Raw genomic sequence first — 20,408 nt, forward strand, 5'->3', positions numbered from 1 at the left:
ACGTCTGCCCACAGCCGGGCCGCCGCTGTCCGCTCCAGCCCCCGACGCCCCGATCAACCCACTTCACGAAGATTATTTCGCTGAGAAAACCTCAGTGCCCCGCTTCCACCCCCGAGCACGCCAGCGAACACAGGGTCCATAGCGATCGGATACACCTGAAACACTCCTGGTCGACTGACGAAATAAGCGTATGGTGAAAATCGTAGACCATTTCGAAGAGCTATGGCCTCCCGCCTTTGGCACTCCCAGAGGAAGCCTGCGAGATTTCCTCGGAGAGTCTCCCCACGAAGACGAAAAGGAAATCCTTCAATACCTCCAGAACGGTCACGACCTCTTCAATGTCATGGGCTCATCCGATGACGCCCTCGGCTCCGGCAGGACAATCCTCGGAGGAGACTCCATCTATTCTGACGGCGAGTGGGTTTGGAGAGGTGACCTCTGGTTCTACGTGTGGAAGCATCACGTCATCCTGCCTACCGAGTTCGTTGACCGAGTGAGGAAGCTCGGCCACTCAGTGCCCGACGAAGACATCCCAAGACTCATGGAAATTGCACAAGAAATCCGCGCCAGAATATAGAATTGAGCCGAGACGGCTGGCAGCCGTCCGGAAAGTTTCGATCAAGGGCGGCTTCGGGATCGAGGCAGGCAGCTTTGTGTTCCCGACCGCCGAGGAGGCAGAACAAATGAGGCCACGCGAGGCCGACACTCGAAAATGGGCAGAAGACAGACACCGGAACGCAATCGAAGTTGCCGGCATGCTCGGCATTCCCCCAGAGGTTTACACCCGCGACCCGATGACTGTGATCCCGGCCCTGGACGACTACGCGTCCCGCGCCCCCTTGAATGAATTCGAGGAGTCCGACTGGATCACGCTCCACCTCGATCTGGTATCTTTCCTTGCCGATTTTCTCACCCAGAAGTACGACGCACGCTGGATACTCGAAGACGACCCGGAAGGTCCCGTTGGACACCGCTACGTCATCGAGGCGACCGGGTTCGACGGACAGACTCACCGAATCGATCCTGTCGACATCGTGAGGATGGAATTTTCCAGCCCTCCCATCGAGATCGCCCGGCTGCTGGCCACCGCAGAGCTCAACCTGGGTCTGGCATCGCACATCAACAGTGACCGACCAGCAGCGCCCTGTCCCGCAGAAAAAACGGAGACATCCACGTAACCAAGGAAAGACGACATCAAATCAATCGTTAAAAGAACGGCCGGGCATATGATGTCATCTGGTACCCGTAGCGGCTGGTTTCCCTCCAGGTTTCCACCAGATGAGGCTGCTGCGCAGCGGCTTTGGGAATGGCTCGAAGAAGAGGGCGGACTCGACGCAGGCGGGATCGACCTGAGCAGCGCCGACCTTTCTCATGGCGACTTCTCGGGATCATGGTTCACCGACGCGAAGCTGGTGAACACAAAGCTTGTCGCGCGGATCTCTACCACTCCGACACACAGGGCGCCGACTTCACCAGAGCCGATCTCACACGCTGCTCTCTGGTACGCGTCACCATGGACAACGCAGTACTGGTAAATGCAGTACTGGACGGAGCCGAACTCGTGAAGGCGTCGTTGTGTGATGCCGACGGCTCCGGGGCGAGCTTCCGCGGAACCAAATTTGTAGACACATTCCTCATCAACACAAACTTCCGCAACGCCGATCTGCGAAACGCCGTTTTCGAGGAAAACTCGTTCAAGGTGACGCTGGACGAGGAGACCAAGCTGGAAGGCGCGAGCGGAACAGTGTTCGGTCCAGCGGTCGTCGTTGAAGGGCAAGCATCCCGCGAGCTGTCTGGGGACGCGCTGGAGCAATGGATTCGCAGCAGAGGAGGAAACCTGCGTGTCCTCACTCCACGCGGGGCATGACCCGGTGGCAGAACGCGGGAAATGGTCTCCCCACGGCTCCCGCCGGGCCAGGCCGCCGCACAGATTCCTCAGGGCCATCAATAACGGTGGAGATCATTCAAAACACTTCCTGGCAGCGAACGGCAGCAAGTTGCTGAAAGGACCCACGACCAAGGTCAGGCTGTAGCGCGGAGTCGTTCCAGGAGTTCAGCCACAGGAGCGATCTCTGCGTAAGTAGAGAGGCTAGGCTCCAGGTCGCGAATCATCGTCACGCACCGAGGGGCGTTGATCCGGGTGGCCAGGTCCAAGGAGAGCGTTGCGGCCGCTGCGGCGATTTCGGGGTCGCCGTCCTGGAGGTAGGTCTCGGCCTGGTAGGCGCGGAAGATAGCGCGTGTCTTGTCACGAGTGGTGGGCAGCAGGGCAATGCCTTCCTCCATGAGCCGGTGAGCTTGTCGGCGCTGGCCGAGTTCAGCGAGACAGCGTCCGCTGTCGGCTGCGAGGTCGGCATGCGACATCCATGAGCACCACTCGGGCGGCGGATCACCTGACGGGCTGTTCAGGGCCTTCTCCGCAGCGGTGAGGGCCTGGAGGCACTGGCCGCCTTCATCGAGTGCGGCAAGAGCGCGGGCCTGGCGAAGGTGAAGAAGGGCCCGCGCGATGGGGTGCTGGGTGCGAGGGATGACGTGTTCGAGAATCGCGGCCGCGGTGCGGGCGTCCTTGAGCCACAGCATTTGATAGGCGAGATCGGAGAGGATGCCGGCCCCGAGGTCACGTTGCCCGGCGGTGTGGGCGTTGTGGAGAGCTGTGTGCCAAAAGCGGCTGGCGGCGGCATGTCGGCGCTCATCGAACTTCTGCCAAGCAATGGCCTGGCAGAGGGATGCGGCCAGGGTATGGAGTCTTTGTTCGGCAGAGTGCGAGTAGCGGCCTTCGCTGATGATGTCGGTGACGGTGCTCAAATGTTCGTTGAGCAGTCGGTGGGTGCGCGTACGGCGTTGGGTGGCGAGGCGGATCAGCTCGGCACTGGTGGTCTCCAACCAGTCGAGTAGTTCGGCGTCGACCGGGAGCCGGGGAGTCCAGCGGGGGGATGGCCCCGGTTCGGTGACGGCCCACTGGTGGGCAAAGCCGGCCAGGGCGCCGCTGGTGTAGGCGATGAACGACCGGCGGTCCAGGGAGTTCATCAGGGCCTCTCGCAGGGAGGGAACGGCGTTGTGCGAGCCGAGGGGCAGCGGCTTGTCCTGGCCGGGGAGCCAGTTGGGCCAGCCGAGATGGGCGACGGCCGCGTAGTCGATGCCGAAGACCTCAGCGATGAGCGGCTGAGACTCTTCTTCGTCGGGGATGGCCCGGCCGGTCTCCCACTTGGAGATCCGTGACCCTCGGGTGCCTGACCGCAGGCCGCGGCGGGCAGCAGCCTGCCGGATGCGACGGGCCAGGTCCTCCTGAGACCAGCCGCGCTGGTTTCTGGCGTACGCGAGTGGGTGGTGGATCTCGTCGTCCACCTGTTCATTGCACCATCCGCGCCGGCTGCGGAGAACGGTTCCTGCAAACCGGGGATAGGGCGGGGATAGGGCTTCACTCTAGGCGTGGCGGTCTGCGGGCGCTGTACTCGTCGTGGTCTCGCCCAGCGCCTGTGAGACCGGGCGGACCGGCTTGGTCCCGTCCGCCGGACTGCGCTCTGGGCCCATCGACGAGGGAGCCGTGCAAGCTCCCCGTTCTCTGGCGGGACATTTCCGATGCTTTCGACGCATAGGAAGGGGGCTGCCATGTCGTACGACCACTGAGCCCGAGGTACCGGGGCGGGTCAGCACGGCGGCCCGCCCCGTCCGTCTCCGAAAGGGATATGAGATGCCGCCTGTGACCAACCGCTATGACCCCCTGGATGCTCGGGTCCTGCGTGACCCGTACCCGGTACTGGCCGAACTGCGGCGAACGGAGCCGGTGTTCTGGCACGAGAAAATGGGCTCGTGGGTGCTGACCCGGTACACCGACTGCGTGCGGGTGCTGCGTGACCACACCCTCTTCGCCCGTGACCCGCGGCGGACCGGGGGCACCGTGCCGGAGCCGAGCCTGAGCGTGCAGACCCTCGACCCGCCGCAGCTGAGCCGGGTGCGGTCGCTGTTCATGGCGGCGCTGCGAGCCCAGGACCTCGCGGCCATCGAGGAACGCGCCCGCCGGCTGGTGACCAGTCGGCTCGACGAGCTGGCCGGAGCCGGACAGTTCGATGTGGTGGCAGAGCTCGCGGTGCCGCTGTCTGTGGCGGTGGTGGCGGACCTGCTCGGGGTTGAGCCTCCGCCGTACGCCGAGTTTGCTGCCGTTTCGGACACCATCATGCGGAGCATGGACGGCGGGCTGGACCCGTCGCTCGTGGAGCCGGGGCGGATCGCCCGCCAGCGGCTGAGCAAATTGGTCGACGAATGGTTCACGGCCTCGTCCCGGCCCGGCCTGCTGGAGCATGTCCGGCAGGCGGCGCCGGATACCGGTCTGATGACCCAGCTGGTGAAGAACACCGCCAGGGTCATGTTCCAAGGCGGCTACAGCACGATGACGGCCGCCCTCGGCAACGCGGTCGCCGTCCTGCTCACCCGTCCCGATGCTCTGGAGCGGATGCGCGATGCCGCGCTGCTGGCCACCGGTGTGGACGAACTGGTGCGGTTCGACGGTCCGGTGCAGGGCACCACCCGCACGGCGGTGCGAGCGTGCCGGATCGGCGGGATCGACATCGCTCCGGGGCAGAAGGTGGTACCGCTGTTCGCCGCCGCCAACCGCGACCCGGACGCCTTCCCCTTTGCGGATCAGTTGGTGCTGGACCGTGCGCCGAACCCGCACCTTGGCTACGGGTGGGGTCCGCACGCCTGCATCGGGACGACCGTCGCCCAAGCAGGCCTGCGCGCCCTGGTCACGGCCCTGGCCAACCACCCAGCCCGGCTGATCGCTGTCAGCGACGCCGTGCGGCGCCGCACGGCGACCATGCGGGCGTATCAGACGCTGCCCGCGCTTCTTCGCTTCTGACCCCTTCCCTCCTCCCGACGGCGGTGTGCGGCCGCCGCCCGGAGCATCCTCCCACCTGCGTCAGGAGATCCGTCGTGCGCATTCTCATCGGCAACCACATAGATCCGTCGATCCGTGAACGCGGCGACATGCGGGCCTGGACACAGCGCTTGTTATGGTTCGCCCGCCCCGGTGACCTGCTCGTCCTGTGCTGCGAGCCGGACAACGCGTTCTGCGACTACGTGCTGGCCCACACCGGCGTGAAGCGGAGCGAGCTGACCATCCTGGTCGCGCCCGCCGGGGCGTGGGGCGACAGGCTGCTCGATCCGGCCTCGCTCACCGACCCCGCCTTCGTAAAGACGGTGCGGGCCGCGCTCGACACCGTGGGCGGAGCCACCGGGGTGAGCGAGGTGTTCGCGCTGTGGCCGTCCGCCTCCGTCTCCCACTTCGCCGCCTCCCTGGGCATCGCGGACCGCTTTCCGGGAGCCGCGTTCTTCGCCCAAGGCGGCGGAGAGATCGGCAACAACAAGGCGAACTTCCGGGCCCTGGCGGCGGCGGCCGGGGTACCGATCCTGCCCGGCCGGGTGTGCCGCAGCCGCGCTGAGGCGGTCAACGCAACCCGAGAGCTGCTGGCGTCGTCCGGCAGCGGGGCTGTCGTGGTCAAGCAGGCCCACAACGGCGCCGGGGTCGGCAACCAGCTCCTCGTACGCGACCCACAGCTGGCAGTGGACCATGTCGGTGCACGCCACCTGCACCATCTGGCGCCCGGTGAGGACGGCATCACGGCGTACTGGGATCAGCGCTGGACGTGGGCGAGCGGCGGTGGCCGGTGGCCGGTCGTCATCGAAACCTTCGCACCCGGCGCAGACGCGGTGTACTCCGAGCACTACGCCACCGACACCGGCACTCAGCCGACCGAAATGGGCCGCCTGTTCTACGTCGGCCGACGCCTGAGCCACCAGGTCGTCCCTCTCGACCGGGTCAGTGACCGGGTGCGGGCGGCCCTGCTGGATGGCGGCACCCGCCTGGCCGAGGCATACCGGGCTTTCGGCTACCGCGGGCACCTGAGCGCGGACGCCCTGGTACTGCCCGACCAGAGTGTGGTGTTCACAGAGGTCAACGCGCAGGTCTCCGGGTCGCTGCACATCTACCAGCAGATCGCCCACCGCGTGGTCGATGTCGCCGCCACCCCGCGCCGCCAGGTGGTCGAGTACCACGTCCCGCCCACCTGGGCTGTGCCCGACTTCACCGCGTTCCTGACCGCGCTGGACGAGACTGGCCTGGCCTACGACCCGGCCACCCGGACGGGGGTGATCGTGTCGATGCCCGCGATCCCCCTCGCCCCCGGGGCGCCGGCGCAGTTCGTTTTCTGCATCGCCTACGACCCCGCCACCGGTTACGAGGACACCTTCGCCCGACTGGGCGAGCGCTTCCAGACTCTGCCCGCTACAGCCATCGACGCCAGTGTGCACGTCGGCCACGCGCCCGTGTCCTTCTCCTCCTGATCAGGAGCTCGATCATGACCACCACCGCGGCCGCCGAAGCGGCCCAGCTCACCCCTCCCTTCGATCTCGATGCGGACCGGCTCGCCGCCGAACTCGCGGCCGTCACCACCCACACCTGGAACGTACAGCGCACGCACACCTACGGCGGACAGGTCGGCCGGCCGGCCCCGATCGACTGGCGTGTCCTGCCGTTGCGCAGTCTCGGCGGCGATGCGGACCGCACCGACCCGGGTGGCCCCGGCCCCCAGCCGTTCGCGCCGACCCGCTGGCTTCAGCACCTGCCCTACCTGGCCCAGCTTCTGCACCAGATCCCGGCCCCGCTGAACGCGGTCCGGCTGATGGCCCTCGGGCCGGGTGCCGTCTCCACCGCGCACTGTGACCCCAAGTACCGGCTCGACCGGGGCATGGTGCGTCTGCACATCCCCATCGTCACCACGCCGGACGCGGTGCTCGTCCTGGACGGCGTCGAACACTGCTGGCAGCCGGGAACCCTGTGGTACGGCGACTTCTCCCGCAAGCACCTGGTCCGCAACACCAGCCCCACGGTGACCCGCATCCACGTGGTCATCGACGCCCTCCTCACAGCCGACCTCGCCACCTGGTTCCCCGACTCCTGGCGGGACTTGTTCACCCACGGGGAGATCCTGCTCAACCGACCCGCTCCATCGGGCACCCCTGCGTGGCCCACGGCACTGCCGTACGACGCGCTTCTGCCGAGCGGTTTCGCCGACTTCGACGCATCCGCCCCACTGGACGGCCCCCTCCTGTCCGCCCGCTTCGACCACACCGCCGACGGCGTCCTCACCTTGACCGTCGCTGAGCGCTCCTTCGCGCTCGTCCCGGTCGGCGACGGCGAGTGGCGGTTCTCCGGCTGGAGCGAGCAGCGCACCCTCCAGCCCGACGACCACGGTGGCCTGCTGCTGCGGGTACGCCGTGGCCGCGCGCTCGCTGACCGGCATGTGCCCGCCGAACCCCGCACCTCCTGATGCGTATTCACCTCGGAAGGAGCATCTTCATGCGTCTGCACAGCTATGAGGACTTCACCCAGCTGAGGGAGATCATCGTCGGGTCTGCGGAGAACTACCTCGGTCACGACCGTGATGTCAGCTTCGAGTTGTTCCACCATGAGAACCTGACCGGTTTCCGCTCGGACTGGGCCTATCCCCGGCTCGCGCAGAACCAGGCCGGCGCCCGCGGACAGAACTGGGCCGTCAAGCAGCGGTACGTCGAGGAACTGCACGAGGACGTCGAGAACCTGGCCACCACCCTCGCCGGCCTCGGGGTCACCGTGCACCGGCCGATCCCGCTGCCGCCCGACGCGGCCCTCATCGCGGGCCTGGGCTGGGAGGCCGCCCCCACCCCTGCCCTGAACATCCGCGACAACACGCTGATCCTCGGAAACCAGATCATCGAGACGCCGCCGGCGATCCGCTCGCGGTACCTGGAGACCCAGCTCCTCCACGGCATCTTCCGCGCCTACTATGAGGCTGGCGCCCAATGGACGGTGATGCCGCGCCCCACCCTCACCGACCTGTCGTTCGATCTCTCCTACGCTCGCGACGCCACCACCACACTGGGCGGACCGACCGAGCCGATCCAGGACCCGCAACCCAGCCCGTACGACGTGGGCCAGGAGATGATGCTCGACGGCGCCCAGGTTCTGCGCCTGGGCCGGGACCTGGTTGTCAACGTCGCCCAGAACAACCACGAACAGGGCCTCAACTGGCTTCAGCGGCACCTCGGCCACGACTACCGCATCCACCGGGTGTGGCGGATGGCGGACAACCACATCGACTCGATGCTTCTCGCCCTGCGGCCCGGCGTGTTCCTCGCCCGGCACGACGGTATCCGCGACATGATGCCCGAATCGCTGCGCTCGTGGCGGTACATCGTGCCACCCGAGCCCGACCCTGGCGACTTCCCTGTCTACGACGACGAAGACCTGGTCCTCACCAGCCCCTACATCGACCTCAACGTCCTGTCCGTCAATGAACACACGGTGCTCGTCAACCAGGACTGCACCGGCCTGGCCAAGACTCTGGAGAACGCGGGCTTCGACGTGGTGCCCGTCCGCCACCGGCACCGTCGCCTCTTCGGCGGCGGCTTCCACTGCTTCACCCTGGACACCCACCGGGACGGCGGCTTCGTGGACTACCTGTCATGACCGGCGCCGCCGTGCTGCTGCTGGACGCGGCGGGCCCGGAATCCGCCGCCCTCGTCCGCGCGGCGTCCAAGCGCGGCCTCCAGGTCCACGCTGCGACCACCACGGCGGACGCACAGGTACCGGCGCCGGAACTGGCCGGGCAGGTCGTCACCGACTTTGCCCGGCTGGACCGGGCCGTGGAGGACATCAGCACGTACGCCCGCCGCCGCAGTGTCGGCGCCGTCCTCACCGCCAACGAGTACCTGACCGAACTCGCGGCGCTCGTGTGCGCCGAACTCGGCCTGCCCGGCAACGCCCCCTCCCTCGCGCACGCAGCTCGCGACAAGGCAGCGATGGCCGGCGTGCTCACCGCGGCCGGCGTACGCATCCCCTGCACACGGCTCGTGCACGATGACACCGATCTGCAGAACGCGCTCGCAGACATGAGAATCGGCCTCCCCTGCGTGATCAAGCCGGTCGACGCGGCGGGCTCGGCCGGGGTCACCGTGGTGACGTCACCAGCCGACACCGCCGCAGCCGCCAACGCCGCCCGCGTGGCGCGCGGGCGGTACGGCGTCAATAACGCGGGCAATGCAGGCATCCTGGTTCAGGCGTATGTCGCCGGCGACGAGTACAGCGTCGAGTCCATCACCCAGAACGCCGTCACCACACACCTTGCCGTCACACGCAAGGTGGTGACCGGCGGCGCCCACCGCGTCGAGACCGGACACAGCCTTCCCGTCCGCCTGCCCCCGGCCACCGAGGCGGCCGTGCACCGGGAGGTGGACGCGGCAATCCGCGCGGTCGGCATCCGCCATGGCGCTTCGCACACCGAGGTTGTCATTGACGCCGACGGCCGATGCACAGTCATTGAGATCGCCGCTCGGCTCGGCGCCGGGCACATCGGGCTCCTGCTCCAGCACGCCCTCGGCATCGACGTCTTCGCGGCCCTGCTCGACGTCGCCTTGGGGCACCCTGCCGCGCTTACTCCCACCGCCCACGGTCACGCCACCGTCCGCTTCATCACCGCCCCGCACGCCGGACGGCTCACCGCTCTCACCGGATTCCCGAAGCAGGGGCCGGGAGTACCGTTCGTCCGCTGGCGGGCGGCGATGGGTGGCCTGGTGAACACCGCCGCCTCCAACGCCGACCGGCTGGGCTGCTTCGTCGTCACCGGCCCGGACGCGGCCGAGGTGGAACAGCGGGCCGACGCACTCGCACGGCAGATCCATGTCCAGGTCGACCCGACGCCCGCACCGGACGACTGTGATCAGCTCAACTCGGCGAGCAGGTCGGCCATCGCCCCGTAGCTCTCGGCGACTGCGTCCGTCTTCCCCAGCCGGTACCGCTCCAGCCGGATCGCCCCCAGGTGCCTCGCCTCGTAGATCCGCGACCGCCACACTGCGGCCGCCGACCGGTCCAGCTGCCCATAGACCTCCCAGAACGCGGTTCGCTCATCGCTCTTGGCCGACGCCATACGGATGGTCCAATCCGCCTCCGGCACCCCGAAAGTGCAACGGTCGAAGTCCAGCACGCCGCTGATGGTCGGCACGTCGGCGTCCCGGTCGAGCAGAGTGTTGACCGTCCAGAGGTCACCAGTCAGAAGACAGGGTTCAGTAACCTCGTCCAGCACGGCCCGGCCCTGACCGGCCGCGGCAGCGACCTTGCGCACGTCCGCCGAGTCCAGGCCCACCCCGTCCAAGTCCGCGGCAATGTCCTCCAGCGACGCAATCACCGCCTCGCTCCACGTGGCGAAGGCAGGACCGGCCACGGGCCCGAAATGCGGTCCCCGCACGTCATGCACAGCGCGGGTGATCGCACCCATCTGCCGGAAGAAGCCCGGCCAGGTGCTGCGCGGGTAGGACCCCAGATGCTCCGGCGCCGGAACACCGTCCAGGTAAGTCTGGATCATCCAGTCCCGGCCGATCACCTGCCCCGTCCAGTCCACCGCAATCACCTGCGGCATCAGATGCGCGATCGGCGCCAGCCACGGCTGGCTGGCATGCTCGTTCCTCATCAGGTGCCGCTCGCTGCGAAACTGCCGCTCTTCCGTCGGCGCGACCCGCAGAATCACCGGTCGATCCCGCCCGGCCAAAGCCACACGGTAGACGTTGTTGTACATGCCTGTACCCAGCTCGACCGCGGACACAGGAACAACAGCATCGCCGAAGGCGCGGCGGCACACCGCCTCGATCTCCTCTGCGGTCAAGGACTGTTGGAACGCGCCTGCCGTCCGTTCAACTGGCTGAAAGTCCATTCCGCTCACACCACCCCAAATACGCCTCTTCCTTCATGAGAAACCTATGCTGCCCCGCCGCCACGACTGTCCGACTCCATCGACATCCAGACAGACGTCCATCGACATCCAGACAGACGCCACGGGCGCCCCAGCACGCACTGGGGCCCGAAAACCGCCGTGGTGGACGCGATCCGGGTGCCCCGGACCGTCCCCGGACGCCCACGGGCGCACCCCGCCCATGTACGGGGCGACACGGGCCACAGCTCCACAGTGACCCGGACCTGACTCAGGAGCCGGAGAGCCGGTCATAGCCGTCCGGAAGGGGCTGTAGCGAATACTGAGCTGTTCTCCTCCACGCAGCCGGTGAAGAGCAAGTCGGACGCGTTCGCCGATGACCTGGAGAAGGTGGCCTCGGCTCTGTCCGAGTACGCCTCCACGGTCAAACCACTGGTCGAACGACTGGAGTCGCTCAAGACGGAGGCCACGGCGTTCGTGAACTCCGTCTCCGGCGACGACGACTGGCGCAAGGACCACGACAAGGTGGAGACCAACAACCGCCTCTGGCGTGAGGTCAACCACACGGTCGCCGCTTTTCAGGCCGCCGAGCGCACCTGCCACAACAAGATCACCGCTCTGATCGGCGGAACGACGCTCACCGTCGACGACGGCTCGCACGGCAAGAACATGTACGGCTACCGGGCCGACGACCTCGACCGTGCCGCGAAGACCCCCTGGGGCGCGCCCGTCGAGCAGGAGTACGAGGGCTGGGACTGGGTGACCCACCAGGCCGGACAGCTTTGGGACGGTTTCTGGACCGACGGGGTGATGGGCACCATCCACGGCCTGGGCACCCTGGTGGGCGCGGACGGCTGGGATGCGGCGGGTGAGGCGTGGAAGAACCTTGCCAAGCTGGGCACCGCCTCGGCCCTCACCAGTGCCACCCTCGGCACGTGGTGGCTGGTGCCCGACGACAAGCTTCCTTCCTGGCTGCGTGACTCGCGCACCGTCTGCAAGCAGACCGTCAAGGGATTCGTCGCCTGGGACACCTGGAAGACCAATCCGTCCCGCGCGGCCGGCGCCGTCGGCTTCAACGTGCTCGGCCTGCTGGGCGCCGACGGCGTCGGAGCAGCAGCCTCCGGCACCGGCAGGACCGCCACGGCAGCCCGTGCCCTGTCGGCCGCGAGCAAGGTCGGCCGGGCCGTCGACCCCCTCACCTACGTCGGCAAGGCAGGCAAGTTCACCTTCGTCAAGGTGAGTGACGCCTTCACCCGGCTCAAGAACGTCAACCCGACCGCTCCGCTGGACGCGGCGGTCACCGGCGGCAGATACACACCGTCCGACCACCCGGTTCCGCCCCTCGAGCGCCCCGCCTCCATACCCGAGCATGCCGTCGAATACATAGACAACGCGGGCAAGCGCGTCTACCTCGACACCAAGACCGGCGACATCCTCAACGCCGACGGCACCGTCCGCCAGCACGCCGGTGAAGCCCCGTACGAGCTCTCTGCGAAGGACCACGCCGAACTCAATTCGGCCAGCCACACCGACCGCTCGGAGGAACTGGTCGAATCCGGCGCCCGGGCTGAGCACGAGCACGGCGTCGGCCCGTCCGCCGGCCATGAGCCACCATCCCACCGCGCCGAAGGCCGTCCGTCCGACCTTGGTCCCGGCGGACATGAAGGCTCAGGCGGAACCGGACACGGTGACCAAGCAGGCCACGGGCACGAAAACCCGACAGGCAGAAGCGATCACACACCCGGCGACACGGACAGTCCTGGCAGCAGCCCGGAGGCTGCCGGTACGGGAACGGAGCCGCACGCGCCGCGTGCCAACGAACCGTTGCCCGAGATGACCCCTGAGGAGCGCGCCGCGCACTGGGGGCACCTAGAGGAGGTCGAACAACGGAACGCGGAGGATTTCGACTCGCTGCAGCGTGATCCCGATAAGAATGGGGGCATAACCCCATCGTCGCAGGACGAGGCGCGAGTGGGACTGGATCTTCGCGAGCAGGGACGTCTCCCCCATGACATCCAGCGACCTTCACAATACGGAAACGGTGAGTTCTACTCGCCCAGCACGGGTCGCTACTACGACATAAAAGGCGTACACTCAGACTGGCCTCCTTTCAATAACGTACGCGACAAGTCACAGCCGTTTCGCGGCGCATATGATCCGGCCAATAATGGGACATGGGTCAAGAAACTTCGACAGCAGATTGTCGACAAAAACAGAATCGTCATCCTAGATGTCAGGAACGCGAACCAGGCAGCGATCGACGACATCAAATCAATCGTTGAAAGGAATGGCTGGACAGATGATGTCATCTGGTACCCGTAACGGCTGGCTCCCTTCTAGATTTCCGCCAGATAAGGCTGCTGCGCAGCGACTTCAGGAATGGCTTGAAGAAGAGGGCGGCCTTGATGCGGTCGGGATCGACCTGAGTGGCGCCGACCTTTCTCACGGCAACTTCTCGGAGTCATGGCTCACTGACGCAAGGCTAGTGAATACAAAGCTTGTCGGCGCAGATCTCTACCGCTCCGACGCACAGGGCGCCGATTTCACCGGAGCCGATCTCACGCGCTGCTCTCTGGTGCGCACCAACATGGACAACGCAATACTGGTAAATGCAGTGCTGGACGGAGCTGAACTCATAAAGGCTTCGTTGTGTGACGTCGACGCCTCCGGGGCGAGCTGCTGCGGAACCAAATTTGCGGACACCTTCCTCATCAACACAAACTTCCGCAACGCCGATCTGCGAGACGCCGTTTTCGAGGAAAACTCGTTCGAGGTGCTGCTGGACGAGAAGACCAGGCTGGAAGGCGCAAGCGGAACAGTGTTCGGTCCAGCGATCATCATTGAAGGGCAAACGTCGCGCGAGCTGTCCGGAGAAACGCTGGAACAATGGATTCACAGCAGGGGAGGAAACCTGCGTGTCCTCACTCCACGCGGGGCGTGACCTAATGGCAGAACGCAGGAAATGGACTCCCGCACGATTCCTGCCGGGCCAGGCCGCCACCCAGATGCCTCAGTCATCAATAACGGTGGAATGACAGCGTCCGCCCACATACCTGCCGGAGCCCCCGCATGACCAAAGAAGTCGTAGCCCTCACCCCGAAGATGCCGGACACCCGTTCTCTGCTGGCCGGTCTCTTCGCGGGTGGCCCCGAGCTGGGTCTGGCCACCGACCAGGACGGTGCCGTCATTCGGCTGTGCACGCGTACCGGCCGTCCTCTGGTCTCCGTCGAGGCTCCGCTGCTTGTCCACACACCGGGTGAGGCCGAACGTCTCCTCGGTCCCGAGGTGTCCGCGCCCACGCCGCCCTACTGGTGGACAGAGACCCGCGCCACGACCGCCGCTCCGGAAGCCGAGCAACTCGCGGGTTCGGTCTGCGGGCGTCTGACGACTCTGCTGGGCGGCACAGTGTGGCCACACGGCGCCGCCACGACATGCACGGTGTCCGTCCCCGACATCCCGCAGCCGGAATCAGAGGAACAGGACACCCTCGCCGCCCTCTCCGTCGACATCCTGACCGAGTCGACGGCCGTCGTCCTCTCCGAGCGTCCCGTCCTCGCCCTCACCACCTGGCTGTCCGACGTGCTGCGCACGACGGCCGCCGCGAACCGCGCCCTGCACCTGGTCACTCCCGCCCACACCCGTCTCACCCTTCCCCTGCGGCAGGCGCTGGCGGGCGCGCCCAACCGGTGGGTGGTCCAGGATCCGGAGGGCGGCTACTACGACGGCCTGTCCGGCGCCCGGCTCGTCTGGCGGGACGGCACGTTCTCCGCCGACGGCGGCACGGTCGCCGAAGCCTTCACTCAGCGGTCCGCGCCCACACAGGAACGCCAGCTCACCGTCTCCTTCCGCACGGTCCACGCCCCCGACGCCGATCTGACCCTCGGTCTCGGGCTGGAGGCAGCCTGGCGGCACCTGACGGGCGCGCCACCCGCCGGCTGGGGCACCGCGGAGCCGGTCAACCTGCCTTGGTCACCCCGCCAGTTGACGGACCTGGCCCGGGACCGCTCTCCCGCGCCGACGCATCTCCTCGCGGTCGGCGATCCGGCCCGCCCGGCCCTCGCCACCCTCCGCGTCTCGCGTACGACGGCGGGTATCGCACAGGAGATCACGCTCACGCTGGGATACAAGTCCACCGAGGACGTTCCACTGGACGCCCTCGAACCGCTCGCCACCACGCTGGTCGAGGAGCACGAGCTGGCGACGATGCTCACCACTCTGCGCGCGGCCCGCGCTGATCTGACCCTGCCACCGTGCCTGGAGGCCCCGCCAATCCCGGTCTCTTTCACCCTCGGCGCCCGGGACGTTCGCACCACCGGCCTCGATCACACCCGTCGACCGCCCATGGCCGTACGCCCCCGGCTGCTGGGCCCGCAATCACGCCCGGCCCTGTATTACCCGCTGGGCGACGGAACCGATGCTCAGGCATGGACGGCTCTGCAAAGGCTCACCACTCATCTCAAGGCCGGAAAAGCAGCTTGAGCCCTGAGGGGCAGGTGCAGTGGCAGAACACGGACCAGGCAATCCACCCGACGGGAAGTCCCCCGGCCAGGTATTCCGCACTCATACACAGCGGGTGAATGCAGGCACATGGGCAGTCTGGGTGGGCGCTCGGGCAGCGCGTTCCCTCCCATACCGCCCACCCGTGCGGAAGCCGTGCCTACGGCCAGTGGGCTCCGGGGCTGCCGATCGAGGGTTTGCGGCAGTCCGGGGTGTGGCGCGCGGGGGTGGTCACGGGCTCGTCGGCGAGCGCGTAGCACAGCTGGGCGTGGAGCAGTTCGGCCTCGGCGGGCGTGAGGTGCAGTGCCACGTCCGCGTCGAAGACCCCGTCGCGGCGCAGCCACAGGTCGATGGCGATGGTTCCGTCGTCCCGCCGGCGGACCGGTTTGCTGGGGACACGGCTCACCTGGACCCGGGCGTTCGGTGTCGTGCTGCTCATCAGGCCGCCGCCCCCACGGGAGCGCCGACCCGGTGGCCGTGGATCACCCAGGGGCCCACGTCGATCCCTTCGAGCGCCAGGACGAGTGCGGCGCGGCGTTCCTCCTGCCGTTGCCAGCGTTCATGGGCGAGCAGGTAGGGGCGTACAAGGGGGCCGGTGTCCTGGAGAGGAGCCGAGGTTTCGGACCTGGTCCGGGTGCGGGGCCTGGCCGGAAGGGCGGCGCACAGTCCAGGTACGGCGGTGTGGCGGATCAGCAGGCGCAGTCCGGACAGGGTGCGCGGGGATGCGGGTGCGTGTCTCGGTCGTCCCGGCCTGCGGCGTCGGCCGGTGGCTGGAAGGAGAAGGGACAGAAGGGGCAGGATCAGGGCACGTGTTCGTTCCACGGCACACCAAATAGGCTTGGGCATGCTGACGCTCCTTGGCAGCGTTGGCTGGCCCCGGGGTGATGGCGCACCACCGGGGCACTTTTTGCATGCGGTAATCGCCTGACTACCGCACGAAGTCAGGCTAGCGTCAACAGTGCTGCCTCATCAACATTGATGCCGTCAGAGCAGGTCGTCGAACTCCCCCGCCTTGGCCCCGGCGAGGAAGGCCGCGAGCTTGGCGCGCGTGGTCCTGACGACGACATCGGGCTCGTCGCTCTCCCTGACAAGCACCAGATCGCCGGCCGTCGCCAACTCCAGGCAGTTGCCGGACTGTTCGGAATATGACGATTTGCGCCATTGGATGTCCATGCTGATTCACGCTCTCACAGTTCCTGCAACACCTTGTGGATGAAGTCGCGGGAAGGGCCCGGCTCCAGGGACCGCTGCTCCACGCGGTCCAGTACAGCGCGGTAGTTCGTCAGATGCGTCTCCGAGTCCAGGAACGTGACTCCGTTCGGCACGTCGATCTGCACGGTGTCGAGCTGCCGCACAGGACCGCAGGCGTACATGGTCGAACTGCCCGCGCTCGGGAACCCTCCCGCCGAGAAGGGCACCACGCGGAGCGTCACCGTCTCCCGCTCCGACTGCTCCAGCAAGTGCTCCAACTGCCGTCGCACGACATCCGGTCCACCAAAGAGCATCCGCAGCGCGGCTTCATGGAGGAGAAAGGAACAAGGAGGCGGATCCGCGCGGTCCAACAGCTTCTGGCGACGCATGCGGAAGGCGACCTGGAGGTCCAACGCCTCGAGGGACAGCGGCGGTACGGCCTCCCTGAACACGGCACGGGCGTAGTCCTCGTGCTGGAGCAGACCGGGCAGATGCGTGATCTGCACGTGCCGAAGCGCAGTGGCGTGATGCTCCAGTTCGGCCAGATCGAGCATGTAGGAGGCGATGGAGCCCCTGAACTCGTCCCACCAGTGGGAGCCGGACCGCTCCTTGGCCATGTCCGCAAGTGCGTCGACGTAGGCGGGATCGGGACAGGAGTAGTTGGCCGCCCACACCCGCACTCGGTCGGCGCTCACACCGAACCGGGCGGACTCGGTGTTGCTGATCGCCGTCTTGTCCACACGGTGCAGCGCGGCGGCCTCGGTGAGGGAGAGCCCGACGTGCTCACGCATCCGGCGAAGCTCGATCCCGAGCCTCCGCTGTCGAGCGGTCGGTGGCTTCCGGACCGGCACGAAGTCTCCTCCTTGGCTCCAAACTGCCCGGCCGACCATCTTTCCACCAGGCGGATCAATGCGGAACGGCCGGTACGGTTCACCGCACCGGCCGTCCTGCCACATCTCCCGACGGGCGACGCCTACAGAAACGAGTTGATCTGGATTGTCTCGTCGCGGCCCAGCCCACGCCGATCGCGGAGATCCGAATTCGCATATTTCCGTGTACTACGTCGTGAAGCGGTCGAACTCGCCGGCCTTCGCCCCTTCCAGGAAGGCTCGCAGCTTGCGGCGCGTGGTCCGTACGACGACCTCCGGGTCGTCGCTCTCCCTCAGAAAGATCCGGTCGCCCTGCTCGGCGATCTCTATGCAGCTTCCGGTGTCCGCCGAGAAGGACGACTTCTGCCAGTGAAGTTCCACCTGCTCCTGCCTCAGGTCTCTTGTGCCACCCGCCGGATGAAGTCGAGGGACCCGCTGGGTTCCAGGGCCCGTTCCCGCATCCGGTCGAGAACGGTGCGGTGGTTCGCCAGGCAGGTCTCGGCGTGCGGGAAACTCACGCCCGAGCGGGCCGACTCCGTGTTGCTGACCGTCGTGCGGTCCGTACGGTGCAGGGCGGCGGCCTCGTTGATGGACATGCCGATGTGCTCGCGCATTGTGCGCAACTCGGCACCCAGACGACGCTGTCGTTCGGTGGGCGGCTTGCGTACGGGCATCGGGCAGCTCCCCCTGTCACCGCTTTCGACGATGCGGAACGGCCGGTACGGTTCACCGCACCGGCCGTCCTGTCAAATCTCCCGACGGGTGACGCCTACAGAAACGGGTTGATCTGGATCGTCTCGTCGCGGCCCGGGCCCACGCCGATCGCGGAGATCGGGGCGCCGGACATCTCCTCCAGGGCCTTGACGTAGTTCTGCGCGTTCTTCGGCAGGTCGGAGAAGGTCTTGGCCTTGGTGATGTCCTCCTGCCAGCCGGGCAGGTACTCGTAGACCGGCTTGGCGTGGTGGAAGTCGCTCTGCGAGTACGGGAGTTCCTCCACGCGCCAGCCGTCGATCTCGTAGGCGACGCAGACCGGGATCCGCTCCCAGCCGGACAGGACGTCGAGCTTGGTGAGGAAGAAGTCGGTCAGGCCGTTGACGCGGGTGGCGTAGCGGGCGATCACCGCGTCGAACCAGCCGCAGCGGCGGTCGCGGCCGGTCGTCACGCCCCGCTCGCCGCCGATGCGGCGCAGCGCCTCGCCGTCCTCGTCGAACAGCTCGGTCGGGAAGGGACCGGCGCCGACGCGGGTGGTGTAGGCCTTCAGGATGCCGATGACACGGCTGATCCTGGTCGGGCCGACGCCGGTGCCGGTGCAGGCGCCGCCCGCGGTCGGGTTGGAGGAGGTGACGAAGGGATAGGTGCCGTGGTCGATGTCCAGCAGCGTTCCCTGTCCGCCCTCGAAGAGGACCACCTTGTCCTCGTCCAGCGCCTGGTTGAGGATCAGGACCGTGTCGGCGACGTACGGTTTGATCTGCTCGGCGTAGCCCAGCAGCTCCTCGACCACCTGGTTCACGGCGATCGCGCGCCGGTTGTAGAGCTTGGTGAGGATCTGGTTCTTGACGTCGAGGGCCGCCTCCACCTTCTGGGTGAGGATCGACTCGTCGTACAGATCCTGCACCCGGATGCCGACACGGTTGATCTTGTCCGCGTAGGTCGGGCCGATGCCCCGGCCCGTGGTGCCGATCTTGCGCTTGCCGAGGAAGCGTTCCGTCACCTTGTCGAGGGTGACGTTGTACGGCGTGATGATGTGTGCGTTGCCGCTGATCAGCAGCTTGGAGGTGTCGACACCACGCTCGTTCAGACCGCTCAGCTCGGAGAGCAGGACCGACGGGTCGATCACGACGCCATTGCCGATGACCGGAATACAACCGGGTGACAGGATGCCGGAAGGAAGGAGGTGCAGTGCGTACTTCTGGTCACCGACGACGACGGTGTGGCCGGCGTTGTTGCCGCCCTGGTAGCGCACTACATAGTCCACCGAACCACCGAGCAGGTCGGTGGCCTTCCCCTTCCCCTCGTCACCCCACTGAGCACCGAGCAGCACAAGTGCGGGCACGCGCGTACACCCCTTCCGGGCGGGGCATGTCCAAGGTCAGGGGCGTACGCGGGCTCACGGTCACGTACTTCCGCGACCACGGCCGAGCCGTACGACCCATCGGACCGGATGCCCCGGAATAGACGAAGCCCCCGGGCGCAATCGCGCAAAGGGGCTCTTGCACAAAGATGCTACCCGAGGAAGCGAGGCAGGACCGAGGTGGCGACTCATCCCACGTCCGATCAGCTGCTGGTGGTCATTGACCCGGTCGCCCGGCGGACGGACGGGGAATCCGTACGCATTGCGAAGGACGTGCTCAGCGGGGGTGCCGTCCTCAAGGTGTGTCTGCCGGAGGGGCCGGAGGAGTTCGCCCGCGCGCTGACGCGGCGCGGTGCCCGGCGGCCGGTGGTGATCGGTGACGACAGGGCGCTGCTGCGGGCGGTGTCGGTGCTGCACCGGCAGCGGGAACTGGCCGCGTACGCGCTGTCGGTCGTACCGGTCGGGGGTGCCGTGTCCCTGGCCCACTCGCTCGGTGTGCCGACGGGGGTGGTGGCGGCGGCACGGGCGGTGCTGGACGGCGTCGAGCGGCGGCGGGATCTGCTCGTCGACGACAGCGACGGCGTGGTGCTGGGGACGCTGCGGATCCCGCCGGTCTCCCCGCACAGCGCCCCGGCGGGGGCCACGGCCGTCCCGGCGGGGGCCGGACACCCGTGGCTGCGGACCTGCCAGTCCCTGGTGCGGACGCTGGTGGCCCGTCCGCCCCGGACGACGAACGGGACGGGGCCCGCCCGGCTGCGTGTGGAGGTCGACGGGACGACGGTCGTGGACCTGGACCAGCCGGTGGAGGCGGTGACGGTCACGCCCGAGGGCTCCGGAAGGGCGGCGGTGGAGGTCCGGCCCCTGTCGGGACCCGGCGCGGAGGCCTCCCCCCTGCTGGCGCGGGGGCGCACGGTGACCGTCGCGGGCGCGGACTTCCGGTACCGGGCGGACGCGGTGGTGTCGGGGCCGGTACGGACCCGGACCTGGCGGGTGCGGGAGGACGCCTGGCGGCTCGTGCTGCCGGCCGCGGCGCGGTGACGCCGGGCC

Annotated in this window: 21 protein-coding genes; 12 read left to right on the forward strand and 9 right to left on the reverse strand. The window is 67.4% G+C overall.

Going from position 1 to position 20,408, the window contains the following annotated elements:
• The first annotated feature begins 190 nt into the window (after nucleotides 1-190).
• From ABD224_RS22300 to ABD224_RS22310, 3 genes are all read left to right on the forward strand, one after another.
• Nucleotides 191-577: a hypothetical protein gene (locus tag ABD224_RS22300; RefSeq protein WP_344052649.1), complete on the forward strand. Its 387-nt coding sequence runs from the start codon at nucleotides 191-193 to the stop codon at nucleotides 575-577.
• Nucleotides 549-1,178: a hypothetical protein gene (locus tag ABD224_RS22305; protein ID WP_344052651.1), complete on the forward strand. Its 630-nt coding sequence runs from the start codon at nucleotides 549-551 to the stop codon at nucleotides 1,176-1,178. Before ABD224_RS22300 ends, ABD224_RS22305 begins: the two co-directional genes overlap by 29 nt.
• A 212-nt stretch (nucleotides 1,179-1,390) precedes the next feature.
• Nucleotides 1,391-1,867, forward strand: coding sequence for a pentapeptide repeat-containing protein (locus ABD224_RS22310; RefSeq protein ID WP_344052653.1), 477 nt, complete (start codon nucleotides 1,391-1,393; stop codon nucleotides 1,865-1,867).
• 155 nt (nucleotides 1,868-2,022) lie between these two features.
• On the opposite strand, the gene ABD224_RS22315 is transcribed toward ABD224_RS22310, so the two are convergent.
• Entirely contained in the window at nucleotides 2,023-3,342 is a 1,320-nt protein-coding gene (locus tag ABD224_RS22315) for a helix-turn-helix domain-containing protein (protein ID WP_344052655.1), read from the reverse strand.
• A gap of 346 nt (nucleotides 3,343-3,688) precedes the next feature.
• On the opposite strand from ABD224_RS22315, the gene ABD224_RS22320 reads away from it, so the two are divergent.
• The 5 genes from ABD224_RS22320 (at nucleotide 3,689) to ABD224_RS22340 (ending at nucleotide 9,789) form a co-directional block, all read left to right on the forward strand.
• On the forward strand, nucleotides 3,689-4,852 hold the full coding sequence (locus ABD224_RS22320) for a cytochrome P450 (protein WP_344052657.1): 1,164 nt from the start codon (nucleotides 3,689-3,691) through the stop codon (nucleotides 4,850-4,852).
• A 74-nt stretch (nucleotides 4,853-4,926) separates the two neighbouring features.
• Nucleotides 4,927-6,336, forward strand: a complete 1,410-nt coding sequence (locus ABD224_RS22325) for a preATP grasp domain-containing protein (RefSeq protein WP_344052660.1) — start codon at nucleotides 4,927-4,929, stop codon at nucleotides 6,334-6,336.
• Between the two features lie 14 nt (nucleotides 6,337-6,350).
• Complete coding sequence (locus ABD224_RS22330) at nucleotides 6,351-7,322, forward strand: aspartyl/asparaginyl beta-hydroxylase domain-containing protein (RefSeq protein WP_344052662.1); 972 nt, start codon at nucleotides 6,351-6,353, stop codon at nucleotides 7,320-7,322.
• A 29-nt stretch (nucleotides 7,323-7,351) separates the two neighbouring features.
• Nucleotides 7,352-8,500, forward strand: a complete 1,149-nt coding sequence (locus ABD224_RS22335) for a glycine amidinotransferase (protein ID WP_344052664.1) — start codon at nucleotides 7,352-7,354, stop codon at nucleotides 8,498-8,500.
• Nucleotides 8,497-9,789 (forward strand): ATP-grasp domain-containing protein, encoded by a 1,293-nt coding sequence (locus tag ABD224_RS22340; protein ID WP_344052666.1) that lies wholly within the window; start codon nucleotides 8,497-8,499, stop codon nucleotides 9,787-9,789. The genes ABD224_RS22335 and ABD224_RS22340 overlap by 4 nt, the downstream gene beginning before the upstream one ends.
• On the opposite strand, the gene ABD224_RS22345 is transcribed toward ABD224_RS22340, so the two are convergent.
• Nucleotides 9,750-10,688 (reverse strand): phosphotransferase family protein, encoded by a 939-nt coding sequence (locus tag ABD224_RS22345; RefSeq protein ID WP_344052668.1) that lies wholly within the window; start codon nucleotides 10,686-10,688, stop codon nucleotides 9,750-9,752. The two genes, ABD224_RS22340 and ABD224_RS22345, sit on opposite strands and share 40 nt — an antisense overlap.
• Nucleotides 10,689-11,081: 393 nt before the next feature.
• Here ABD224_RS22345 and ABD224_RS22350 point away from each other — a divergent pair, with 393 nt between their 5' ends.
• The 3 genes from ABD224_RS22350 (at nucleotide 11,082) to ABD224_RS22360 (ending at nucleotide 15,212) form a co-directional block, all read left to right on the forward strand.
• Nucleotides 11,082-13,055 (forward strand): hypothetical protein, encoded by a 1,974-nt coding sequence (locus tag ABD224_RS22350; protein WP_344052670.1) that lies wholly within the window; start codon nucleotides 11,082-11,084, stop codon nucleotides 13,053-13,055.
• Nucleotides 13,021-13,674 (forward strand): pentapeptide repeat-containing protein, encoded by a 654-nt coding sequence (locus ABD224_RS22355; RefSeq protein ID WP_344052672.1) that lies wholly within the window; start codon nucleotides 13,021-13,023, stop codon nucleotides 13,672-13,674. The genes ABD224_RS22350 and ABD224_RS22355 overlap by 35 nt, the downstream gene beginning before the upstream one ends.
• A 128-nt stretch (nucleotides 13,675-13,802) precedes the next feature.
• Entirely contained in the window at nucleotides 13,803-15,212 is a 1,410-nt protein-coding gene (locus ABD224_RS22360) for a DUF6177 family protein (RefSeq protein WP_344052674.1), read from the forward strand.
• Between the two features lie 178 nt (nucleotides 15,213-15,390).
• On the opposite strand, the gene ABD224_RS22365 is transcribed toward ABD224_RS22360, so the two are convergent.
• From ABD224_RS22365 to ABD224_RS22395, 7 genes are all read right to left on the reverse strand, one after another.
• A complete protein-coding gene (locus ABD224_RS22365) occupies nucleotides 15,391-15,669 on the reverse strand; it encodes a hypothetical protein (RefSeq protein WP_344052676.1) in 279 nt (92 codons plus the stop codon).
• Complete coding sequence (locus tag ABD224_RS22370; protein WP_344052678.1) at nucleotides 15,669-16,076, reverse strand: hypothetical protein; 408 nt, start codon at nucleotides 16,074-16,076, stop codon at nucleotides 15,669-15,671. The genes ABD224_RS22365 and ABD224_RS22370 overlap by 1 nt, the downstream gene beginning before the upstream one ends.
• Nucleotides 16,077-16,214: 138 nt before the next feature.
• The gene (locus tag ABD224_RS22375) at nucleotides 16,215-16,403 is read right to left on the reverse strand and encodes a DUF397 domain-containing protein (RefSeq protein ID WP_344052680.1); all 189 of its coding nucleotides are present in this window, start codon (nucleotides 16,401-16,403) and stop codon (nucleotides 16,215-16,217) included.
• 14 nt (nucleotides 16,404-16,417) lie between these two features.
• Nucleotides 16,418-17,272, reverse strand: coding sequence for a helix-turn-helix domain-containing protein (locus tag ABD224_RS22380; protein WP_344052682.1), 855 nt, complete (start codon nucleotides 17,270-17,272; stop codon nucleotides 16,418-16,420).
• A 207-nt stretch (nucleotides 17,273-17,479) separates the two neighbouring features.
• Entirely contained in the window at nucleotides 17,480-17,671 is a 192-nt protein-coding gene (locus ABD224_RS22385; RefSeq protein WP_344052684.1) for a DUF397 domain-containing protein, read from the reverse strand.
• An 11-nt stretch (nucleotides 17,672-17,682) separates the two neighbouring features.
• Nucleotides 17,683-17,964 carry a helix-turn-helix domain-containing protein gene (locus ABD224_RS22390; protein ID WP_344052686.1) on the reverse strand — a complete coding sequence of 94 codons (282 nt, stop codon included), beginning with the start codon at nucleotides 17,962-17,964 and terminating at the stop codon, nucleotides 17,683-17,685.
• Between the two features lie 95 nt (nucleotides 17,965-18,059).
• Entirely contained in the window at nucleotides 18,060-19,343 is a 1,284-nt protein-coding gene (locus ABD224_RS22395) for an adenylosuccinate synthase (RefSeq protein ID WP_344052689.1), read from the reverse strand.
• A gap of 198 nt (nucleotides 19,344-19,541) precedes the next feature.
• Between ABD224_RS22395 and ABD224_RS22400 the strand changes: the two genes are divergently transcribed.
• Nucleotides 19,542-20,399, forward strand: a complete 858-nt coding sequence (locus ABD224_RS22400) for a diacylglycerol kinase (RefSeq protein WP_344052691.1) — start codon at nucleotides 19,542-19,544, stop codon at nucleotides 20,397-20,399.
• Nucleotides 20,400-20,408 lie beyond the last annotated feature (9 nt).

Source organism: Streptomyces thermoalcalitolerans, from assembly GCF_039525155.1.
GTDB classification, from domain to species: domain Bacteria; phylum Actinomycetota; class Actinomycetes; order Streptomycetales; family Streptomycetaceae; genus Streptomyces; species Streptomyces thermovulgaris.